Annotated in this window: 14 protein-coding genes and 2 pseudogenes; 7 read left to right on the forward strand and 9 right to left on the reverse strand. The window is 55.1% G+C overall.

From position 1 onward, the window contains the following. Positions 1-77: 77 nt before the first annotated feature. The 3 genes from O9H32_RS16205 to O9H32_RS16215 all read right to left on the reverse strand — a co-directional run bounded on the left by O9H32_RS16205 (position 78) and on the right by O9H32_RS16215 (position 7,720). Positions 78-575: an S-layer homology domain-containing protein gene (locus tag O9H32_RS16205; RefSeq protein ID WP_269867156.1), complete on the reverse strand. Its 498-nt coding sequence runs from the start codon at positions 573-575 to the stop codon at positions 78-80. Between the two features lie 39 nt (positions 576-614). Next, the gene (locus O9H32_RS16210; RefSeq protein ID WP_269867157.1) at positions 615-4,130 is read right to left on the reverse strand and encodes a fibronectin type III domain-containing protein; all 3,516 of its coding nucleotides are present in this window, start codon (positions 4,128-4,130) and stop codon (positions 615-617) included. A gap of 335 nt (positions 4,131-4,465) precedes the next feature. Then, positions 4,466-7,720 carry a carbohydrate binding domain-containing protein gene (locus tag O9H32_RS16215; RefSeq protein ID WP_269867158.1) on the reverse strand — a complete coding sequence of 1,085 codons (3,255 nt, stop codon included), beginning with the start codon at positions 7,718-7,720 and terminating at the stop codon, positions 4,466-4,468. Positions 7,721-7,997: 277 nt separating this feature from the next. Between O9H32_RS16215 and O9H32_RS16220 the strand changes: the two genes are divergently transcribed. After that, entirely contained in the window at positions 7,998-8,747 is a 750-nt protein-coding gene (locus tag O9H32_RS16220; RefSeq protein ID WP_269867176.1) for a response regulator transcription factor, read from the forward strand. Between the two features lie 74 nt (positions 8,748-8,821). On the opposite strand, the gene O9H32_RS16225 is transcribed toward O9H32_RS16220, so the two are convergent. Then, entirely contained in the window at positions 8,822-9,613 is a 792-nt protein-coding gene (locus O9H32_RS16225; protein ID WP_269867159.1) for a PaaX family transcriptional regulator C-terminal domain-containing protein, read from the reverse strand. Between the two features lie 125 nt (positions 9,614-9,738). Here O9H32_RS16225 and O9H32_RS16230 point away from each other — a divergent pair, with 125 nt between their 5' ends. Further along, entirely contained in the window at positions 9,739-10,434 is a 696-nt protein-coding gene (locus O9H32_RS16230) for a metal-dependent hydrolase (protein ID WP_269867160.1), read from the forward strand. 194 nt (positions 10,435-10,628) lie between these two features. Here O9H32_RS16230 and O9H32_RS16235 read toward each other — a convergent pair whose 3' ends face one another. After that, the gene (locus O9H32_RS16235) at positions 10,629-11,306 is read right to left on the reverse strand and encodes a TetR/AcrR family transcriptional regulator (RefSeq protein ID WP_269867161.1); all 678 of its coding nucleotides are present in this window, start codon (positions 11,304-11,306) and stop codon (positions 10,629-10,631) included. Between the two features lie 147 nt (positions 11,307-11,453). Between O9H32_RS16235 and O9H32_RS16240 the strand changes: the two genes are divergently transcribed. Both O9H32_RS16240 and O9H32_RS16245 read left to right on the forward strand, forming a co-directional pair. After that, positions 11,454-12,206 (forward strand): SDR family oxidoreductase, encoded by a 753-nt coding sequence (locus O9H32_RS16240; RefSeq protein ID WP_269867162.1) that lies wholly within the window; start codon positions 11,454-11,456, stop codon positions 12,204-12,206. Positions 12,207-12,248: 42 nt separating this feature from the next. Further along, entirely contained in the window at positions 12,249-13,103 is an 855-nt protein-coding gene (locus O9H32_RS16245) for an SDR family oxidoreductase (protein WP_269867177.1), read from the forward strand. 13 nt (positions 13,104-13,116) lie between these two features. On the opposite strand, the gene O9H32_RS16250 is transcribed toward O9H32_RS16245, so the two are convergent. From O9H32_RS16250 to O9H32_RS16260, 3 genes and pseudogenes are all read right to left on the reverse strand, one after another. Further along, positions 13,117-13,455 (reverse strand): VOC family protein, encoded by a 339-nt coding sequence (locus tag O9H32_RS16250; protein WP_269867163.1) that lies wholly within the window; start codon positions 13,453-13,455, stop codon positions 13,117-13,119. Positions 13,456-13,627: 172 nt separating this feature from the next. Continuing rightward, positions 13,628-14,335, reverse strand: a complete 708-nt coding sequence (locus O9H32_RS16255) for a DNA alkylation repair protein (RefSeq protein WP_269867164.1) — start codon at positions 14,333-14,335, stop codon at positions 13,628-13,630. A 112-nt stretch (positions 14,336-14,447) separates the two neighbouring features. After that, positions 14,448-14,672, reverse strand: a pseudogene (locus O9H32_RS16260) (beta-ketoacyl-[acyl-carrier-protein] synthase II); the annotation flags it as partial. 1 nt (position 14,673) lies between these two features. On the opposite strand from O9H32_RS16260, the gene O9H32_RS16265 reads away from it, so the two are divergent. Beyond that, entirely contained in the window at positions 14,674-14,850 is a 177-nt protein-coding gene (locus O9H32_RS16265; RefSeq protein WP_269867165.1) for a hypothetical protein, read from the forward strand. A 3-nt stretch (positions 14,851-14,853) separates the two neighbouring features. Continuing rightward, a pseudogene (locus tag O9H32_RS16270) lies at positions 14,854-15,156 on the forward strand (MmyB family transcriptional regulator); the annotation flags it as partial. Between the two features lie 193 nt (positions 15,157-15,349). Here the strand turns inward: O9H32_RS16270 and O9H32_RS16275 are convergent. Beyond that, entirely contained in the window at positions 15,350-15,988 is a 639-nt protein-coding gene (locus O9H32_RS16275; protein WP_269867166.1) for an NAD(P)H-dependent oxidoreductase, read from the reverse strand. Positions 15,989-16,123: 135 nt separating this feature from the next. Between O9H32_RS16275 and O9H32_RS16280 the strand changes: the two genes are divergently transcribed. Then, complete coding sequence (locus tag O9H32_RS16280) at positions 16,124-16,474, forward strand: winged helix-turn-helix transcriptional regulator (RefSeq protein ID WP_269867167.1); 351 nt, start codon at positions 16,124-16,126, stop codon at positions 16,472-16,474. Positions 16,475-16,665 lie beyond the last annotated feature (191 nt).

The following is a 16,665-nucleotide window of genomic DNA, read 5'->3' on the forward strand; positions in this document are numbered from 1 at the left end:
AGCAGGAACCTGCCGGTCACAAAAAAACCGCTGCACCCACATCTGGGAGACAGCGGTAGTTGCCGGGAAGTATCAGGTTACCGGATAAATTCAACAAACCTCAGGAAACGCTCCAACACGGTGACCGCCTCGGCCCGTGTCGCCTTTCTTTCCGCATGGAAGGTGAAATCCGGATATCCTTCCATCAATCCCGTATGATGCATGAGAGCCGCAGGTTCCGTATAAGCCGCTTCCATATTCCTATAATCCTTGAACGTTGAAGCAATCGCAGGCACACGGTGCGGTGTTCTCTGAGGGAACTCATGACGGGTCACATTGGCCATCATCGCGGCCATCTCAGCGCGCGAGACCGGCTGTCCGGGATGGAATGTACCGTCTTCATAACCTTCGATGACGCCATAGTTCTTAGCCGTCTGAACTTCTTTATAATACCAGCTGTCCGCGCTCACGTCTCCAAAATAAGGCGGGGTCTCCAGATCGGGCTGCAGATCGAGTATACGGACCAGCAGCGAAGCGAACTCCGCCCGTGTTACTTCGTCGTCCGAAATAAACGCATGTTCGGTTCGGCCGAACACAATCCATTTGGAAGCAAGCCGCTCAATGGACTCCCGCCCCTAATGATTCTGGATGTCCGGGAACGTGGTATGATAACCTACCACTCCATACACTCCCCCGTTGCGGAGCATGAGCAGTTCCGTTTCGCTCTCCTCTACGCCTCTGCGGTAAGGAGCATAGGACAGATGTGAGAGTGTAGTATAGAGGAGACCCGTTACCCGGTCCATATCCATATTCGCGGCAGGCTGAAGCAGCCGCGTGATGTACATGCCCTTCTTCCAGGTCAAGAGCTCCTGCTTCCCGCTCTGTTCGGTGAATATGGTGAAGCTTCGAAATGCATCCCGGATCTGCAGAGCATTCATGGATGCGAGCTGCTCCGCCCGGGTCTCCTCCTCGTCAGACAGCCCCGAGGACTGGAAGCCGATCATGACTTCCGGCTCACCCGGATCGACCGAACCCTGCTGCGAACTCAGCACCAGCATTTCCGTCTCCATCCGGTACGCTCCATCCACATAAGCAAAGTGGAAGTCCGTATCCATGGCTTGATACTTGAGGACCAGTCTCTCCGGGATCCGAATGAGGTAGCGGTCCGCCTTCAACAATATATCAAAAATAATTTCGTTCTCCTGAGCCAGTACGGTATCAAGCTCGGCATTCAATACGGAGTCTCCGATCTCTGCCGTTACCGTATTGTCTGTAACCCCGAAGCATCCGTCAATAATGATGCGGTTCTGGATTCGCCTGATGCTGCAAGCATTGCCTCCTGCAACTGGGGCCCCCCCAGCCCCGCCACCTCCCCAGCTCGGTTTAGCGCTGGGGGATGCGGTAACGGCCTTCAGGATATCACTTTCCGCCGACCGGTTACCGGATCCATCCTTGGCCCTCACCGTCACTTCATATTCTGTGGACGGATTCAGGTCCGTGATCACATACCCGGTTCCGGCAGTGGTACCTATGACGACTCCGTCTACAAGCACTTCATACTCGGTTACAGCCTCATCCCCATCCGGAGCATTCCACTCCAGTGTGATGGTGGTCTGGGTGGTGTCCGTAACCGTGATACCCGTTGGAGGATTCAGAGCTGTTGGATCAGACACTGGCGTGCTGCCATCCGGCGGCGTGCTGCCTTCCGGCGGCGTGCTGCCTTCCGGCGGCGTGCTGCCTTCCGGCGGCGTGCTGCCATCCGGCGGCGTACTGCCATCCGGCGGCGTGCTGCCATCCGTTGGTGTGCTGCCATCCGGCGGCGTGCTGCCATCCGTTGGCGTGCTGCCATCCGGCGGCGTGCTGCCATCCGGCGGCGTGCTGCCATCCGGCGGTGTGCTGCCATCCGTCGGCGTGCTGCCATCCGGCGGCGTGCTGCCATCCGGCGGCGTGCTGCCTTCCGGCGGCGTGCTGCCATCCGGCGGCGTGCTGCCATCCGGCGGCGTGCTGCCATCCGGCGGCGTGCTGCCATCCGTTGGCGCGCTGCCATCCGGCGGCGTGCTGCCATCCGGCGGCGTACTGCCATCCGGCGGCGTGCTGCCATCCGTTGGCGCGCTGCCATCCGGCGGCGTGCTGCCATCCGGCGGCGTGCTCTCTGTAGTAACCGGCAGCACCTCGCTCGGCTGCGACACATGGCCCGCGGTATCCTTCGCCTGCACGGTGATGTCGTACGCCGTATTCGGGTCCAGACCGGTCACGACATAGTTCGTATCCGTCGTCGTACCCACGATGACGCCGTCCACGAGTACGTCATATTCGGTTACACCCACGTTATCCGTCGCGGCCGTCCACTCGATGGTTACCGTGGTGTCGGTGATGCCTGTCTCCGTTACGCCCGTCGGGGCCGTGGGCTCCATCAAATCTGGCGGCACCGGCGTGCTCTCTGTAGTAACCGGCAGCACCTCGCTCGGCTGCGACACATGGCCCGCGGCATCCTTCGCCTGCACGGTGATGTCGTACGCCGTATCCGGGTCCAGTCCCGTCACGACATAGTTCGTATCCGTCGTCGTACCCACGATGACGCCATCCACGAGCACTTCATATTCGGTTACGCCCACGTTATCCGTCGCAGCCGTCCACTCGATGGTTACCGTGGTGTCGGTGATGCCGGTCTCCCCCAGCCCTGTCGGCTGTGCGGGAGGAGTGACGTCCGCCAGCTTCACGATGAGCGGCGAGCTCTGAGCTGACCGGTTGCCATCTCCATCGATGGCGGTTACGGTCATCGTATAGCTCTGCGATACGGATGCTCCTGTTACCGGCATGTTCAATCCGGCCGTGGTCCCGAGAGAGACTCCATCCTGGTACACTTCATACCGAGCAACTCCCGCATCATCCGTTGAAGCGGACCAATTCAGCCTGAAGCTGGACTGGCTCTCCTGCGTGAACCCCAGATTCGCAGGCGCACTTGGCGGAGCCGACCCATACATCGTGGTCAAGCTTACGGTATTGGAATACCCTGACCGACTCCCCCCTTCCACGAATAACTTGAAGAGATACGGAGTATGAGGTGTCAGATTGGATACCGTTGCCGAGCCGGAAGAGGCGGTAAGCGTTCCTGTGTTGGCGGCGGTCCACGTCCCCCCATTGTCAGCCGACTGCATCATGGTGACACGCGAGGCACCCGCGGCAGGCGTCCAAGTGAAAGAAGCCGTAGTATTCGTCACGGAGGTTCGAGCCAGATCCGATATGGCTGCTCCGGAGAGAGTGGTTACATCGAGCACCTCGGAGGAACCTTGAGAAGCTCCTCCTGTAACCACCAGCCGGAATTTATAGCCAGAACCGGGTACGAGGCCCGTCACTTGTCCGGACGTCGAGGAAGCGGACAGCGTCTGCTTCAAGCTGGAGTCAGTCCAGCTGGTTCCGTCAATGGACTGCTGAATCTTCACCGAACTGGCCCCCGAAGAAGCGTTGAACGCAAAATCCGCTGTATTCGTGGTCACCGACGTGGAACTGAAGTTATAACTAGTCTGCTGTGTGGATACCGAATTCGATTGAAGGTCAAACTGATAATAAGTACCTAGATCCCGGTTATACCCGTCAGTTAACGCATCTTCCGGAAAAGCGGCCCACATCCGCTCGTTCCCGGCCGTCTCCTCCAGCATGAATGACGCAAATTTCAGAGTAGACGGATTGCCGATCGCGTTCAATGGAATTTTGAATTTGATGAACGGCGAATTGGCATCCCGGTAATAAGCAAAGCTTCCCGCCGTGTTCACCCAGGACGAGCCGTTATACTGCTGCACATTCAAATAAGTCTCGTCCACTTTCCAGCGCACATGATATCGGGCACTGAAGGGCAGGGTTGGCTGCTGGGTCCTGTAAGGGGAACCGAGGGTGGTTCCGTTGTCCCCTCCGATGTACATTTGAACCCACTTCTGGCTCTGGTTCGTAAACCGGACATCGTCTTTATTGATCTCATCGCCCCGATAAGCGACATACAGATTCGTAGTGTCCCAAGTAATATACAAATAATAGGTCGGCGTCAGCGTAGAAGTGAAGAACGTCTCATTGGCATAGAAGTCGTTCCCCCCGTTCAATGCGATCGTATGACCGTAAGCGGCATAGGCCCGGTTCAACCCGGTGGAACATTGCAAGAATAAAAGTACGGGTATCAATATATAAGGAAGCCATCGTCTCATCATGCTGCACATCTCATGTTGAACCTCCCAAAAATCCGTTCCGGATGGAATCCAAAACGAACGAATCACCACTATTTATCGTCATGATTCCAATAAAACGTTAGTTGTAAAGTAATATAATAATATCTAATTCGACAAAAATAGACATTCTCCTCCTTTCCCATTCCCTCTAAAATTGCGGCAATAACAAGAGGCCGCCGGTAGTCAGGCAGCCCCTTGTTTCATTGAAGTTTGTACGTCCTCTACCGGACCGGTTTATCGATGCGGCAGATTGCCCAGCAGTCCCCTCCCTATTTCAAATAAGGGCCCGCTTCGCCGATCTTGCCCGGTGCCGGGTTGCCCGGCAGATCGAGTACATATACGCGCAGGTTGCCCTGTCCAGACACCGAGGCCGCAAGCTTGCCGTCCGTCACCGTTCTGACATCGCCTGTAATGGCATCCTTGTACGTTCCGTTCGGAATCCCGCTGAAGGTGGCGGACCCGCTGACCGCGATCAGCGCGAAGCTGTCGATGCCCTTCGGCGTGTCCGTGAAGCGGCGCTTGTAAGCCATGCCCCCTGCGACGCCTTCGGTCGAGTATTGGCCCTTCTGCAGAGCCGGGATCTGGCGGCGGATCTGATTCAGCCGCTGCAGATGCTTCACGAGCGGCGAATTCAGCGTCTCGGCCACCGCGCCGGAAGCCGACGCCACCTTGCCGAAGTCGCTTGCTGTGACGCTGCCTTCGATTCGGTCCCCGAAATAAGCGCGTCCGGTCGTCGCCAGAGGGCAGGTCGGACCGCAGTCGATCGGCTTGCCGGCCTGGAATTCAACCTCCGAACCGTAGAAGAGGGTCGGAATCCCGCGGAAGGTCCACATCAGACTCATATTCTCGGCCCAAGCCGCCGTGCCTCCTGCGTAGCGGGTGGAGGATTTGTTCGGGCCATAATCGTGACTGTCGACATAGACGACATTGTAGGTCGCATCATTATAGCTGTCATCGGAATCTTTGCCATTCCAGAAGGCATTGCCAGCATCGCCAAAATTCATATGCATGCGCATGTCGATGACACTCATGCCGGACGCCTTGGTATGATCCGGCGCATGGTAAGCGTTGCCCTTCAGGAATGCGTTATCCGATGTCGGCTGATTGCCGGTGCCGAGGTTGTTCTCGTAGTTGTACATCTCCAGCGCCGCCGCTGCGTCATCGGCGCTGTATTCCTTGCGTTCCTTCCAAGTGAAGAACTGCGCCGAGTGGTTGACCGAGCCCCGGTTCCACTTGTCGTTCACGAAGGACCCTACTTCTCCGAACATGAAGAAGTTCTTGCCCTTCTCGCCGAACTTCGAGACGGCGTGGTTCTGGGCATCCGGCAGGAAATGACGGTTCCATGTGGTGCGCGGGATATGAACCGCAGTATCGATGCGGAAGCCGTCCACACCCATATCGATGTACTTGCGGTACACATCCTTCAGGAAGTCCTGCACCGGCTTCGACTCCGTGTTGAAGTCGGCCAGGTCTTCATGGATCCAGCAGCTGCGCGAATCCTCGCCTTCCCAGTTGCCGATCCAGCACTGGTGGAACAGGTTCGCAGGGAACATCCCCGTCGTCGGGTTCGGCCACTGGCAGTTGTAGATGCGGTAGCCTTCCTTGCTCGTCGACCCCGTCGGCACGCCCCAGTTCCGGCAGGTATTGCCCGCAGGCTCCGCGGTTGACCACAGGTCGCCGTTATACGGCTTGCCAGCCGCGTTGACGTTCAGTCCGTTATACTCGGCTCCCGCCTGAGGCTCGTCGTAGAACCAGCTCCACTGGCTGTCGCGCACCCCGAATACTTTGGGAGAGAACAGGTTCTTCTCCCCCCACCGGCTGGAGTGGTTGTACACGACATCCTGTATGATCTTGATGCCCTTGTTGTGGGCGGCGTTGATCAGCTCCTGGTAAGTGGCGCCGGGCGATTCGAGACGCGGATCCACCCGGTAGAAATCCCAGCCGTGGTACCCGTGATAATCGTAATCGGAGCGGTTCAAGACCACCGGCGTAATCCAAATGGCGGAGAACCCGAGCGCTTTGATGTAATCGAGCTTCTGCATCAGCCCCTTGAAGTCCCCGCGGAACATCGGATCGTTGTTCGCCGCGTTGCCGCTGGTGACATGGGCCGAACCGCCCCGGTTGTTGGCGGCATCCCCGTCGAAGAATCGGGCTGTCATGACGAAGTAGATGGAATCCTCCCGCATATCCGTACCGAGCGGCGTTCCGCCGGGAAGCGGCGGCGGCGCGTCGCCTGTAGTGGCCGCTGCCGCTGCGCTGGCTGCCGACTTGTTCGCCGGGCTGGCCTTGTCGTACGCCTTGACCGTGTAAGTATACCGGGTCTGCGCATCCAGGCCCGAATCCGTGAACGAGTTGGAAGCCGCTGTGAACACCTTGGTGCCCTGCGTGCCCCCGGTTCTGGTGATCTCGTAGCCGGCCAGACCGCTGCCGCCCGTATTATCGGCCGACGCCTCCCAGGTCAGCGTGATCCGCAGTCCGTCCGCTGCCGCCTTCGGGTTCTGCGGAACCGCCGGCGCGGTCACATCCGGCGGCAGCTCGACGCAAGGGCTGGCGGCATTCGCCGTGACGACGCCGTCTTTCACGGTAGTGAGCCCGGTGCCGAGCGTGTAGTCGCCCCCGCCGTTGTTATCCCATACGGAGCCGTTGTTGAACGCGGCCTTCAAGCTGGCCGCTGTGCCGAGCTCTACGGTTTTTTTCGTCCATCCGGTACAAGCCGTCTCGTTCATCGGCACGCCCGGCGTGGCTGTCCAGCTGCCGCCGGCGGGCATATAGTGGACGTTGACTGAGGTCCACCCGCGCGTCTTGCCGTAGTAATAGACCTCCGCCCGGTTGCCGCTGCCTGCGGCCGAGGTTGCCGCTTGGATCGCGGCCGAGGGGACCGAGGCATTCCCCGCCTTATCCTTGGCTGCAACCGTATAAGTGTAGGTCGTGGAGGCGGTCAGCCCGGTATCCGTGAAGGTGGTGGCCGTAACCCCAGACTTGATCAACGTGCCGTTACGGTAGATATCGTATCCGGCCACGCCGCTGCCGCCCGTCTGATCCGCAGAAGCCGTCCACGAGAAGGTGACCGAGGCTGTGGTGACGCTTCCCAGGCTTAGTCCGGACGGCACGCTCGGCGGCGTCGTATCGTTCCCCGCACTGCTGCATGGACTGCCCGCACCGGCGATCAGCTGTCCGCTCTTCACCTGATGGATGCCGCTGCCGAAGCTGTAGTTGCTCCCCCCATTGTTATCCCAGGCCCCCGATCCGTTATTGAACACAGCCTGCGCGGTAGTGCCTGCAAGCTCGATAGTTCCCCTGGTCCAATTCGTACATGCCGCCTCCATCGGTGTCCCCGGTACGGTCGTCCAACTGCCGCCGCCGTTGTGATGCATGTTCACCGTACTCCAGTTTTTGAAAGGCGTGTAGTAGTACACCGTCGCAGTTGCCGCCGCATCGGCCTTGGCCGGAAGGACGGACACGCCCGGTAACAGGGAACCGCAGAGCGCCATGCTCAGTAGAGCCGATACCCACTTTCTCGACATACAGCATTTTCCTCCTTTAATTTAATCGAGTTATGCCTCATTCCCTCAAGGAATCGGCCACAAGGTTCATGTTACCGGTCCCCGTTCAAGTTCAGTTCAAGTCGGCAAAAAAAATGGACGGATCCGGCTCTCATCCGCCATTTGACACTTTGGAGGTCAATATATTCCACTTTTCCGTTCAAACCTATGGGGTGTCATTCTCTTCAGGCGGCCCATATAATGGGGTATAAGAAGAAGAAACCGGTTTTTATATTTTGGTAAACGCTTGCATTTGGAGGTGTGCACGTTGCGGGAGCGAATTATCCTGATCGACAATAACCTGGAGCGACGCAATGATCTTGCCTGCTATTTGACGGGCCATGGCTTGGAAGTCATCGTCGAAGCCTACACAAGCCCTGCCTTGTCCAGCCTGTTCCATCAATACCCCGCCGACCTGATCCTGCTCGATCTGACGAGGCCCCAGCTGTCAGGACTTCGACTGTGCGCCGAAATCCGCAAGACAATCGACACCCCCCTGCTGTTCACCAGCAGCCATAACGAGGACGATCTGAAGATCGAAGCGCTGCGGACAGGAGGGGACGATTACATATCCCGGCCGTGCAGCCCGGACGTCCTGCTGGCCCGCATGAAGGCTCATATCCGGCGGCACCGGCGGGCGTTCCCTATGCACCAGCGGCATCTCCTGCTCTATCCCGGTCTGGAGGTGGACCTCTTGGCCCGCCGCGTGCTCACTTCCGGTAAGGAGGTGACCCTCTCTTCCAAGGAGTTCGGCATTCTCTCCCTCCTGGCCAACAACCCGAATCGCATCTATGCCGCCGAAGCGCTCTACGAACTATTATGGCGGGACAACCGGCTGAGCGGTCTGCGGACAGTAATGGTACATATCTATACGCTGCGCCAGAAAATTGAAGACGACCCGCGGGAACCCCGGTATATTCACACGGTAAGGGGGGCAGGCTACAAGTTTACTTCTCCCCACATGCGGCAGGACATCGCCGCTCCCGCCATTGCCTCCCGTCTGCCGTGAGACATATGGGGAGCACATCATGAACGGCGGCCTTGGCTCACATGACGGGCAGCATGGTCCGGACACTCCTGCGTTTACACCAGGAATTGATAATATTCTGAAGAACTGGGGATGAGGGTGGCGAACGACTGAAACGAACGATACAACTCAGCGAATACACGGTGACCCATCCAATCGTATGGAAGCAGCGACTCCGGAAGCATGGGATCCCTGAGGCTAATCTCGCTGATCACCTCTCCGATATGCAAATAAAGGACAAACAGCTCTAAGGGATCCATCCCGCCCCTGATTTCCTTCTCCAAAGCCGGCACGAATTCGTCTTGATACCATTGCCACTTCTCCTCGTGCAGGCGATGGATCTCGGCCAGAGGCCAAATATCAGCTGCCCGCTCGGGCGTAATATCCCCGAACAAAATCGACGCTTCCGAGATGGTAACGTATTCCTCCATGGAGACCCCTTGAATCAATGACAAAAGCTGCGTTCTGTAATCCCAAGGAGAGACATATACGCCTTTATAGAGTTGACCGAAGCCAAGCTGCAGCAGCTGCAAACGGAATTGATCTCTTCTTTGCCTCTCCCGCTCCGGTACCTCGAAGTGCACGAAATACCATTTGCGGCTCCACTCCACATCGTATTGCCGAGGTTTTCGGTTCACGAAGGATAGAAACTGCTCCCCTCTGTCCATGATGGAATACAGGGAACGCTCTTCCGCTTGAATATACTTTTCTTTCTTCATTCGTGAGAGGACATTCCTGATCGACTGCTCCTTATAGCCGCGTTTTGTATAAATTTGCACCAATTCTTTAGCATGCATGCAGCGCTTTTTTGTCAGCAGAAAAAGTATCTGCTTCTCGATTGACAGCATTCCGTTCTTGATCCCCTTCCAGACTACTTGCATCCTTATAGTACAGTAATTTGACAAAAAAAGAAATGAGGAATATACTCGCATTGTCGTCAAGCGAATAATATTCAGTATACGGAGGAGATAAAATGAACCTGATTTTTCACGGACACTCTTGCATTCAGATCTCGGATGGAGAGCACTCGATCGTCATCGATCCGTTCCTGAGCGGCAATCCCGTTGCCAAAGCGAAAGCCGAGGATATACGGGTTCAATACATCTTGCTTACCCACGGACACTCGGATCACACCGCGGATGCGGAAGCGATCGCCAGAGCTAACGATGCGACCATTATCGCCACCTTTGAGCTCGCTGCCTATTACTCTTGGAAAGGCCTGAAGACGATCGGAATGAACATCGGAGGAACGGTAGACTTGGGATTTGCCAGCGCGAAGCTTGTTCACGCCTTCCACAGCTCATCAATTATAGCGGACGATTCCCAAAGCATCGTCTATGCAGGCATGCCGGGCGGATTTATGCTGGATTGGAACGGAGTTACGCTTTATCATGCCGGCGACACCTCCCTGTTCGGAGATATGAAAATGTTCGGCGAGCTCCACGATATTGATTACGCGGTACTGCCGATCGGGGATTTCTACACCATGGGACCCAAGGATGCTCTGATTGCAGCCAAGTGGCTGCAATCAAAGAACGTGATCCCGGTGCATCACAGTACATTCCCAGGCATCGTGCAAGATACCGCAGCCTTCACCGCACAGCTGAAGGAACAAGGAATCGAAGGCTTCGCTCTCCAGCCAGGAGAAGAGCTTGCACTTGTAAAATAATAAAATGGGGGGCAACGCCCAACTACAGCAGATGGCTGTAAGCCAGCCGGTTCTATTCCCCATACAAATGAAACGCCAGAGCGCGCAGCTCTGGCGTTTCATTTGTATGGGTCAACTGAATCTCCGGCCGCTTAATCATGTAACTTCCTGCCACTCGGCATAATGGCCGGATTCTTCTGATCAGCGCCCGGTCATCAGCGGTCCATGATAGGTGGAGCGGTTTGCGGGTTTTGGAGGGCAGGCAGCAGAATGCCATCGATTAGCGCTGTGAAGAAAAGCTTGTCGAACGGTTTGCGCTGGATGAGTCCGCGGAAAGAAGCCATGGAAGTAATGACCTGGCAAGCCATCTCAATGTCTGCATGAGCGGGAATTTCACCGCGAGCGACGGCTCGGTTCATAAGCTCGCGATTCACAACAGCCCATGGCTCAAAAATCCCGGCTGTTCCTGATTCGGCAAATGCCGGATGCTGCAAAAAGGAGCCTAGTCCCGCTAGGACTCGAAATTTCCGTTCTTCTTCCGCGACCGATTGCGGTTTCAAAAGCACGAGAAGATCTTCGCGCAAGGTTCCTGTATCAGGCAAGCTCTCGAGCTCAAGATGATTTCGGTTCATCCATGCCAAGGCATCTCGGACTAACTCCGCCTTGGAAGACCAGCGGCGGTACACCGTCGCCTTCCCGGCCTTTGCCCGAGCCGCGACCATGTCCATTGTCATCCCGTCGAAACTCGTATCGGCGAGGATGTCGATGGCCGCCTCAAGGATTTTATCATCCCGCGTGTGATCACGTTTTCGGCCTAATTTTTGTGCAGGCTTTTCTGCCGCGACCTCAGATAATTCGCCCCTCTCGGACATATTCTTGTTTCGTTTACTCATAAACTTTTGCCCCTTTTACAATATACATTACGGAACTTTTTAGTTTCGGAACTTTACAGTTCCGTTTTTGTGTGATTTAATATCATTATCCCACATCCGCCGGGAAATACATAGCTGGTATCCCATACCAAAGAGGAGACTCCAACCATGCACGACAAACCCGTCGCCCTGATCACCGGGGCCAATAAAGGAATAGGTTTGCAAATTGCGAAGGATCTTGCCGCACATGGCTTCACCGTGCTTGTCGGATCACGCAGTCTCGAGAATGGAGAAGCGGCCTCCCAAAGCATCGGATCGGATGCGCACGCTCTCCAGCTCGACGTTACAGATCAGGACTCCATCGTTGCTGCGGCCGAGCGTATTCGGAACGAATTTGGCCGTCTCGATGTGCTTGTGAACAATGCGGGCATTTCCCACGCAAGCAGACCGGGTGATCCGTTTCCGAGCGGCGGCGCAGCGAGCGGTCTTTTGACCGTTGCTCCGCTCGAAGACATTCGTGCGGTTTATGAAACGAATGTGTTTGGTGTCATTGCTGTCACCCAGGCCATGCTGCCGCTTCTGCGCGAGGCTCCGGCAGCACGCATCGTCAACATGGGCAGCACCGGCGGCTCCCTTAGCTGGAACTCCATTCCGGACAACTCGCATCGAGCGATGTTTGGGGCCTATTCGGCGTCAAAATCGGCTGTTCATGCGGTGACACTCGCCTTTGCCTTTGCGCTTGAATCGACCACCATCAAGGTCAATGCGGCATGTCCAGGCTTTACCTCGACTGCGCTCAATAATTATGCCGGCACTCGCAGTGTTGAACAAGGAGCGCGTGAAGCAGTCCGGCTTGCGATGTTGGGTGCGGACGGTCCAACAGGAACATTCTCGGATGAGGATGGACCCGTCGCGTGGTAATGAATATACAACAATACTTAGCAGCTTAAGGGGGAATACATGATGCGTGTTTTCGTAACAGGCGCAACGGGTTATATCGGTTCCGCCGTCATCCGCGAACTCATGGATGCGGGTCATCAGGTCGTCGGTCTTGTACGCTCAGACCATAGCGCTGCGAAACTACAAGAAGCCGGGGCCCAGGTGCACCGCGGCGACATCGACGATCTCGACAGCCTTCGCAGTGGTGCGGCTGCTGCGGATGGCGTCATTCATCTGGCATTCAATCACGACTTCTCGAACTTCGCTGGGGCACTCACAGCAGATCTGCACGCCGTCGAAGCGATGGGGGCGGCGCTCGCAGGGTCCGGTAAGCCGTTCGTGATCACCACCCACGCCAATGGAGTGGCAGCGGAGAACGCAGCGTTATCGCTGGCTGAGCGCGGAGTACGGACATCGATCGTAGAGCTTTGTCCTTCGGTACACGGTGAGGGTGACACCGGATTCGTGCCGAGACTGATCCACATTGCCAGAACGAAGGGTTTCGCAGCCTATGTGGATGAGGGGACCAACCGCTGGCCGGCTGTGCACCGCCTTGACGCCGCGCATCTATACCGCCTTGCGTTAGAAAAGGCCCCCGCCGGTTCACGACTACATGGGGTCGCAGATGAAGGGGTGCCTTTTCGCGACATCGCAAGTATTATCGGAAAACACCTGAACGTGCCTGTAGTCAGCATTTCACGTGAGGAGGCAGACGCCCACTTCGGCTTCCTCAGCACACTTGCAGCGCTCGATATCCCGAGATCCAGCGCTGCGACTCAGGCACTTCTGGGATGGCGGCCTGTGCAGCCTGCACTGATCCCCGACCTCGAGCAGTCTCACTACTTCAACAACGGTTTGGAACGCTCCCGTCCATCCTAGGGAAGCATCGCGTTTAACTGAGAACCTCGACAGTAAATCCACCCGGGGCTTTGACATAGAAAGTCCAAGCATGTGACCTTTGTGGCGGCTCCACATCAAAACCATCATCCTTCAAGCGTTGATTGATCTCGTTAACCCGTTCCTCGCTCTCCTGAATGAAGCCGATATGAAAGGTGCCCGGATAGCTGACTTCATTTCCCTTCATCAAGGTAAGCGCTATCCCGTTGTCGTCAGATAGTACAGCGAATGCATGACCGCGCGTAGTCCGGATTTGTAATTCGAAATATTTCTCCAAGAAATCACTGGCCGCTTTAACGTCGTTGACCGTGAGATTGAGATGGTTCAGTTTCATACGCTGCACTCCCTCTTCTTAGTGATTTATGGATTAAGTACCCATATTTTAACATAATTTTATGCTAATCTGTTCAATAAAAGAAGGAGGAGCAGCTTTTCACGGCAGCAATAACGGATCTAAAAGACCGATACTCGATTCATATCTTCAACGGTTTGTTTTCCCGGAAGGGTTAACACCTAACATGCTTGCGCTTGAAGCCAAGTCTCCCTCTCTCTACCGTCTTTTGAATATTTTCGCCAGCGTTTAGGAATTTGCTTTTTCCCGTATCGCTTCTGACTTCTACCGGGCCTACGGCCTTCGCGGCTGCGACCGCCTTATCATGGAGTGGTAAATAGGAAGTCGCCACGGTGTATACAAAATTATTCATTGAATACTTCGTTCGCTCGGGAGCAGTGTGAATCGTATTTTCTACTTGTTCAAGCATATGGGCAAGTTTGCTTTCCGAGAATTCGTTATCCGCTCGACTGCCCAACAGCCAGCAATAACAGCTCCAGCCTGCGGACATTCTCAAATCTTCGCCACTTGCGATCCACTTATCGGCAACAGCTTGCGCAATATCCGCTTCCGACAAAGTGACCGCTACCACATAATCGGACAGCATATAAAAATAGGCCGAATCCAGCCATCGGTCATAATCCGCCTCCGTCATTGCACTTGGATCAGCTATGATTCCGGCAAAGTACATTGCGTCGTAATTCCCCGTGGCATAAAGCTGCTCCGCCAAAGCTTGATTGAGCTTGGTCTTCTTGAAAATCGGCTTCATTTCTCCTGTCGCCACACCAAAAAGCGGCTCCCGCGCTCCATTGGATAAGTACATTTTCTTGAGTCGTTCCTTGCCGAGAGCCTCAAGTTCCTGCATCACCATTTCTAAATTCATCGTTTTACACTTCCTTTGTTTGGAGGGTTCGGCGGTCTTCCCTAAGCATAGGATACCTAATTCCATTCAAGGATACTACGGCCATCCCATCTTCTGCCGATCTCACTCTGCCTCACTCCATCCTGTCCCCATTCTCATACTTCCGCAGCACTATGACGGCATTGTGCCCTCCGAAGCCGAAGGAGTTCGAGATCCCTATCTTCATGCCCGCTGGGCGGGCCTTATTCGGCACATAATCCAGATCGCATTCCGGATCGCCCTGCTCCAGGTTGATCGTGGGCGGAACGATTCCTTCCTGCAGGCTCTTCACGAGAGCAATCGCCTCGGCGCCATCGGCCATGACCAACCCTCACGGGCCCCCGCTCCGCCAGCACCCGGCCCTGGCCCATCAAGGTCTGGATGCCGCCGCTTCCGGAGCCCATGTACACCCCGAGGCGGTCCCGGTCCAGCTCTTCCAGCACCAGCCCGGAACCGCCAAAGCCTGCTCTGCGGCCGCGACCGCAAACTGGGTGTAAGGGTCCATCTTCCGAGCTTACTACGGGCAGTACATGGGCGATGAGTGGTACGATCTGTTTCTCGAGGAGATGAAGGAGCTTCATCCCGAATTCCTTCCTCTGTGGGAGCAGAGCAAGGTCAGCTCCGCCCCCGAGGTGCTGCTCGAACTCCGGCATGCCGGGGCCGGCAAGATGCAGTTTCACCTCACTTTGCAGGTGCACGGCACGGCAGATCTGCGCTGCAGCATCTACACCCCGGCGCCGGATTCCCGGACCGAATCCAAGCTCCGCCGGTGGATGGAGCAGCATATGACGGCCTCCGAATGAATCAGCCGGCACAGCAAAAACAAGGCTAAACCCGCTGCCAGTCACAGCCGGGTTTAGCCTTGTTCTATAAGTTTACCCGTCAGCATGGAAACTAGGGTTACCTTTCGCCTATTGAAAAACTTCAACAGGCTTTTTACTATTCACTTTGGTGGAGTTGCTCTTATGGATTGCGGTTGGAGAACGATACCCCCATTTAGTAACGTTTGGCAACTTCCTTAGCATGTGCAATTGCTTTTTCTTTAATAGCGAGAGCTAGCTCTTGTGATTGTAATGCCGTTCCTTCAACTAAAATTGCCTCAATAGATTGAATCCCATAGAACTGTAAAACCTTATTCAGATAGCCATATCCCATTTCAAGTGGAGCCAAAGGACCTTCCGAATAAACAGAACCACTAGCTTGAATGTGTAAGGCTTTCTTACCGGTCAACAGACCTTCAGGGCCGTTTTCGGTATATTTAAAAGTCTTACCCGGAATTGAAGTCGCATCAGTGTATGCCTTCAAAACCGGTGGGATCGAGAAATTCCACATCGGGGAAACATACACGTACTTATCAGCAGCCACGAATTGATCAACAATCGACTCAAGACGAGACACTTTTGACTTCTCAGCATCAGTCAGTTGATCGAAAGATGAACCCGACCGAAGCTTTTCCCAACCTCTTAAAACATCAGCATCAAATTGCGGAATATTCTCTTTGTACAGATCCAAATGAACAACTTCATCTCCCGGATTTGCCTCGACGTACGCTTCGATAAACTCTTTCCCTACCGCGAGGCTATACGATGATTGAGGATCGAGAGGATGTGCGGTGATGTACAATACAGTTGCCATGAATCAAACCTTCCCTTCTGTAATCAGAATAATTATACTTCTGTAGATAATCATAATATATGCACTTACTTATTTAAAGTAGGAACAATAATGTGGTATAGTGTTAAAAATGATACTGTAAGGGAGGCTAGAAGTATGCGAAAGAACTCTGACCAATGTCAATTCGTTGTGGCGTTGGATTCGATCGTCGGCAAATGGAAGCCCATTATCATTTATCACTTGCTTCAAGGTAAACCTTTGCGGTTCAATGAGCTAAGGAGATTGCTGCCCAATATCACTCAAAGGATGCTTACGCTCCATCTGCGCGAATTGGAAGAGGAAGAGATCGTTAAACGAGTCATTTATCCGCAAATCCCGCCGAAAGTGGAATACTCCATCACGGAATACGGCATGAGCCTGTCACCGATTTTGGAAACGCTACATCAATGGGGAGCTTCCCATGTTGAGCGGAAGAAGCTCAAAAGGGAACAAACAGAAACGGACTAGCGTTCGACATTACGCTAGTCCGTTTCTCTCTGGTCCGAGTCACAATAATATGAAGCGACTCAAACTTTAATCGAGTAGGAGGGGGCGCCTAGCCCCCGTCCTCTCACACCACCGTACATGCGGGTCCGCATACGGCGGTTCCAAAAGGTTAACGAAGTTCCAGATATCGAGAAAGCAAACTCTTCAGCCCT

It is taken from the genome of Paenibacillus caseinilyticus, from assembly GCF_027533645.1.
GTDB classification, from domain to species: Bacteria; Bacillota; Bacilli; order Paenibacillales; family NBRC-103111; genus Paenibacillus_G; species Paenibacillus_G caseinilyticus.